6 protein-coding genes and 1 pseudogene are annotated in these 3814 nt (G+C 49.3%); 6 read left to right on the top strand and 1 reads right to left on the bottom strand.

What is annotated here, in order from left to right; all coding sequences use genetic code 11:
• From U5775_RS38575 to U5775_RS38555, 5 genes are all read left to right on the top strand, one after another.
• Positions 1-616, top strand: a 616-nt coding sequence (locus U5775_RS38575) for a hypothetical protein (protein ID WP_322063377.1), incomplete at its 5' end; no start/stop codon positions are given.
• A gap of 14 nt (positions 617-630) precedes the next feature.
• Positions 631-795 (top strand): hypothetical protein, encoded by a 165-nt coding sequence (locus tag U5775_RS38570; RefSeq protein WP_322063376.1) that lies wholly within the window; start codon positions 631-633, stop codon positions 793-795.
• A gap of 92 nt (positions 796-887) precedes the next feature.
• A complete protein-coding gene (locus U5775_RS38565; RefSeq protein ID WP_322063375.1) occupies positions 888-1517 on the top strand; it encodes an XAC2610-related protein in 630 nt (209 codons plus the stop codon).
• Positions 1518-1549: 32 nt separating this feature from the next.
• A complete protein-coding gene (locus U5775_RS38560) occupies positions 1550-2248 on the top strand; it encodes a hypothetical protein (protein ID WP_322063374.1) in 699 nt (232 codons plus the stop codon).
• Between the two features lie 265 nt (positions 2249-2513).
• The gene (locus tag U5775_RS38555; protein WP_322063373.1) at positions 2514-2765 is read left to right on the top strand and encodes a PAAR domain-containing protein; all 252 of its coding nucleotides are present in this window, start codon (positions 2514-2516) and stop codon (positions 2763-2765) included.
• A gap of 512 nt (positions 2766-3277) precedes the next feature.
• Here the strand turns inward: U5775_RS38555 and U5775_RS38550 are convergent.
• Positions 3278-3547, bottom strand: a pseudogene (locus tag U5775_RS38550) (IS481 family transposase); the annotation flags it as partial.
• Between U5775_RS38550 and U5775_RS38545 the strand changes: the two are divergent.
• Positions 3540-3797, top strand: coding sequence for a type VI secretion lipoprotein TssJ (locus U5775_RS38545; RefSeq protein ID WP_415913764.1), 258 nt, complete (start codon positions 3540-3542; stop codon positions 3795-3797). The pseudogene U5775_RS38550 and the gene U5775_RS38545 sit on opposite strands and share 8 nt — an antisense overlap.
• Positions 3798-3814: the final 17 nt, after the last annotated feature.

Here is a 3814-nt window from a genome sequence, read left to right as displayed (position 1 = left end):
CATTGGGAGTGGTCGCAAGACTCAAGGTATCTGCGTTTCGAGGTCTTTGGTGAATCTTTTGGGTATTTTGAGAGATTCGCCTTCTTCTGGTGCGCAAGAAATATTTTCACGGACTGGATTCCAGAAAGTATGGATTTTACAGCATCAACGCCAAAACATATTCCTGAGCAAAATAATTTGTCTCGATTTGAGTGAGTTGCCGACCATGAAGAATATAATCACTACTACTGCAGTGATCCCGCACATATTTTTCGCCTCAATCGCCTGGTCGAAAACTCCAGATCAGGACGCCTTTCAAGCTTGCATGAGTCGAGCAAAGCAGGATAGTCTAACTTGTACTGCTGGATGCGGGATGATTCTTCAGCAATGCTATGAGGAAGGCATTTCTGATATAAACAGTAAGATAAATAATATGTTATCTCAAATTAAATATAAGAACGGGGGTTCATGCGGCAATCTGGCGGATTCCTACCTCTCGGAGGCTACCCATATGGATGGTGATATCAGCCAAAAGGCCAACGATATTCCAGGCTGGATAGGAAGCGAGTTGGCGCTTAATTTTGCAAAGCAACGACTCGATAACCTTAGATTGATCCAGCAATCTTGCAAACCGTAGCTATAGAGTCGCTTATGATCAATCTCATCTGCTTTGGCGATACCGCTGACCAAGGCTGGAAAGTCATACTCGTGCTCGTGCTGTTGGCTTCTAAACAACGTCATTTCGTCATAGCGCACAGTTCGAACGAGCTGCGCGAGCGGTCAACACAGTCTCGCCTGATCGCACTGGGACGATGAACGGATTGGTGCCGCGGACGAATGTATTTCTAACCGCGATGGCTGTGATGTCCGATAATATTGTTTATTTTGACGCCGCATACGAGTAAAAAATGACTGAAAATTCTAGATTGATTGCCATCTGGTCAGCGGTTTTGCGGAATAAATATATAGCGAGACACGGTGTTGTTGCCGGACTATGTATTCTTCTTGCCTTTCATCAGAATAAGGTGTGGAGCGAGGACTTATCCGTTAAGCCAGTCATAGTGCTGGATGGGAGTTCCGTGCAAATCAAAACCCCGACCGGGAAAGATCAGGTAATTTCACTTGATCATGCTGTGTCAGCATCCGATATAAGCTTGGAAAATTTTACGTTTGGGAAATATGCGGATTTAAAGATCCTGGATACGGAGGGGGTCTCACAGAAATTCTATAAAGTCTACCTGTACGATGCCTCATCTGGATTATACAAATATAGCAAGGAACTAAGCGCCCTTCCATGTATGCAAACTGACGTAAAGCAAAAAGAAATTGTAGGGACATGCTTTCACGAAAGTGCGTGTGAAAATTGGGAGGAACGATATACCATGAGCAAAACTGGGAAGCTCGCGCTTTCGGAGAAATCGGGTACATATTGCGACGCCACAGGCCAAGGCTATTTTTATACCGATACATATAAAAATGACAAAAAAATATCTTCAACCATAAAACCGGTTGAAGATAATCCTCCGAATTCACAATAGAGTACCAAAGTAAGAATGCGCGCCATTTTATCATGAAAAATCTCTTCTACTTTCTTTTACTGATATATGCTTGCTCATCAAAAATTGCCATATGTCAAACCCAAAATTTTGTCAATATCAATATTGACGGAATCGGGTATCAATTCCTCTGCGAAGGTTATGAGGGGACATCCCGTATAACGGTGACGAAAAATCCCCTTGACCACACCAGCAAGTCGACAGTTTTCGAAAAAAATCTGGAACAGACGGATGATTGTAGCCTGGGGACTTGGACTGTAGATCCACCCAACGCCCAATTCACCGGGACTCGCCTACTGACTATCAACCCAAGTCAGCTTGGCCTAAATACTCAAATGCTCGTCTTTTCCGTTGATTCTGGGAATATTTTTTTTGCGGGTTATATTCCCGTGGCGGCTGATCGATTGGGAAATTTAAAGTTCCAGCTAGAAACCGCTGACGCTGGGCGCGCCGGAGTTTGGAGGGATGTGTACGAAATCATAGACAATAAAGTAAAGATGACAGGTGAGCAATTACTTGCCAGTAGTGGGAGTGTTTGTATCAGCGACGATGGGGAGGCAAGGAGTTTAAACGTGGCTGGCGCAGAGGAATGCAAGGGAAGACGTATTTCAGTGACCTCAGAGAGGCCCTTATGCATAAAATATAGCAACCACAAAGGTAAGATTACTAATCTAAAGGATTGCGCGGGAATTTCAAAAGAGGACGCCAATTAAATTCAACTGGGCGTATTCAAGTTCGATCACTCAATCTGAATCGGTGTGTGGCACCACGGGCGAAGGTTTTCCTCCATCATGTTTTTCACGGTGCGATTTCCGAACCGCTCAGCGACGCGGCACTGAACACGGTCAGCGATTTCATGGTGCACACGATCGTAGATGGCACGCCTGTACGAGTAATTACCTCGCCGCCAAGTCCCGTCCACAGGCTTGGCATTCTCCACTACAAACTAGCTAAATTTAAACTCAAGGAGTTGGTTTTATGATGAATCTGATTCGCCTCGACGATGAACTTAACAATGGTGGCAAGGTAACCAGCGCTTCGGAAGCTATGAAGTTCGACGGCAGGAAAGTCGCCCGAAAGGGTGACAGGGTGGTTTGCGAGAAGCATCCCGGAGTCGTGCCCAATGTAATCGAGCAAGGTGACGAAACGATGCGCGACGAAGGCATTCCGATTGCACGGCATGAGCATCGGACAACTTGCGGGTGCCACGTCATATCGAGCCTGATTTGAAACCGTTCAGTGACCATCGATTGCACTCCGACTCGACGAATCGATATCTTTCTCAGCGTAGTACCGGCTGATGATGCGTGTAGGCGGATTGCATCCCGGACTGGCAGAGAACCGGGAGTATGCGCGCTATGGCAGAGAGCAGCAAATGAGTACAACGAAACAGATGCCGACGGGAAGCCTGGCGAAGTTGCATACGCGTGCAGCAGTGCTTGGCTGGCAGTGCCTGTCCGAAACGTGGCGTGGGCACCAGACTTCCTACGAGTTTGAGTGCTCGCGCGGTCACCACTTTGAACGGCACGCGACAACGGTGTTGTACCAGAACCCAGCGTGCCCGGGTTGCGAAGCCGAGGCGATCCGCGAGCGCTGGATGATGACGCTTGCGGCACGCGGTGGTGAACTGGTGGAAGGTGTGTTTACGGGGTTGCAGGCGCGCAACCGGCTGCGCTGTGATGTATGGACCGGAGACATAGGTAACAGGTGTGCGGGGACATGGGTAACACCTTGCCAATCGATCATAGCTGCTCAGTCAGGTTGATGGTTGTGAAGCGATGGTTCATGAAGTACAGGTCATAGCAGTTCCCGGTGAGTGTGCGTGGCCGTATTGCAATGGGCAGATTCTGCAGCGCACTTGAAACCTTGAAGGTACGCGATCCGAAGCGCAGTTCGCCATTCCAGCCCACGCGCACGACCTTCTCGCCGCTGCCGTATTCGATGGGCGGCAGTTTCTCCGGATAGGCACGCGCACTGGGCTGGTATCGCGTGGCCGGGGTCGCCATGTCCAGCCCGCAGGATCTGCGGGACAGCATGGCGGCAGTGCTCAATCCTGGTGCCTCGGCAAGCCTCTCTCAGCCGATGCAGGCCGATACGCAGTACGTGGCCATCGTGGCGCTCTACCGCAATCCCGGCGGCGGCAACGGCTGGAAATATGTGATCGGGAAAAATAACCTCGATGCGGATAAGCCGCTGAAGCTCAAACTGCTCGACCAGATCCTGCTTGCCGGCGACCAGTCCAGTACAGAGTCTGCCCGGTGAAAGACCGTGGCAAGACG

The organism is Paraburkholderia sp. J63 (assembly GCF_905220245.1).
GTDB lineage: Bacteria > Pseudomonadota > Gammaproteobacteria > Burkholderiales > Burkholderiaceae > Paraburkholderia.
The sequence above is the reverse complement of the archived record's forward strand: the minus strand, read 5'-3'. Positions and strand labels throughout refer to the sequence as shown.

Coding starts and splice junctions, on each gene's coding strand:
- U5775_RS38560 (WP_322063374.1), top strand. CDS start 1,550: ATGAAAAATCTCTTCTACTTTCTTTTACTGATATATGCTTGCTCATCA.
- U5775_RS38555 (WP_322063373.1), top strand. CDS start 2,514: ATGATGAATCTGATTCGCCTCGACGATGAACTTAACAATGGTGGCAAG.
- U5775_RS38545 (WP_415913764.1), top strand. CDS start 3,540: ATGTCCAGCCCGCAGGATCTGCGGGACAGCATGGCGGCAGTGCTCAAT.
- U5775_RS38570 (WP_322063376.1), top strand. CDS start 631: ATGATCAATCTCATCTGCTTTGGCGATACCGCTGACCAAGGCTGGAAA.
- U5775_RS38565 (WP_322063375.1), top strand. CDS start 888: ATGACTGAAAATTCTAGATTGATTGCCATCTGGTCAGCGGTTTTGCGG.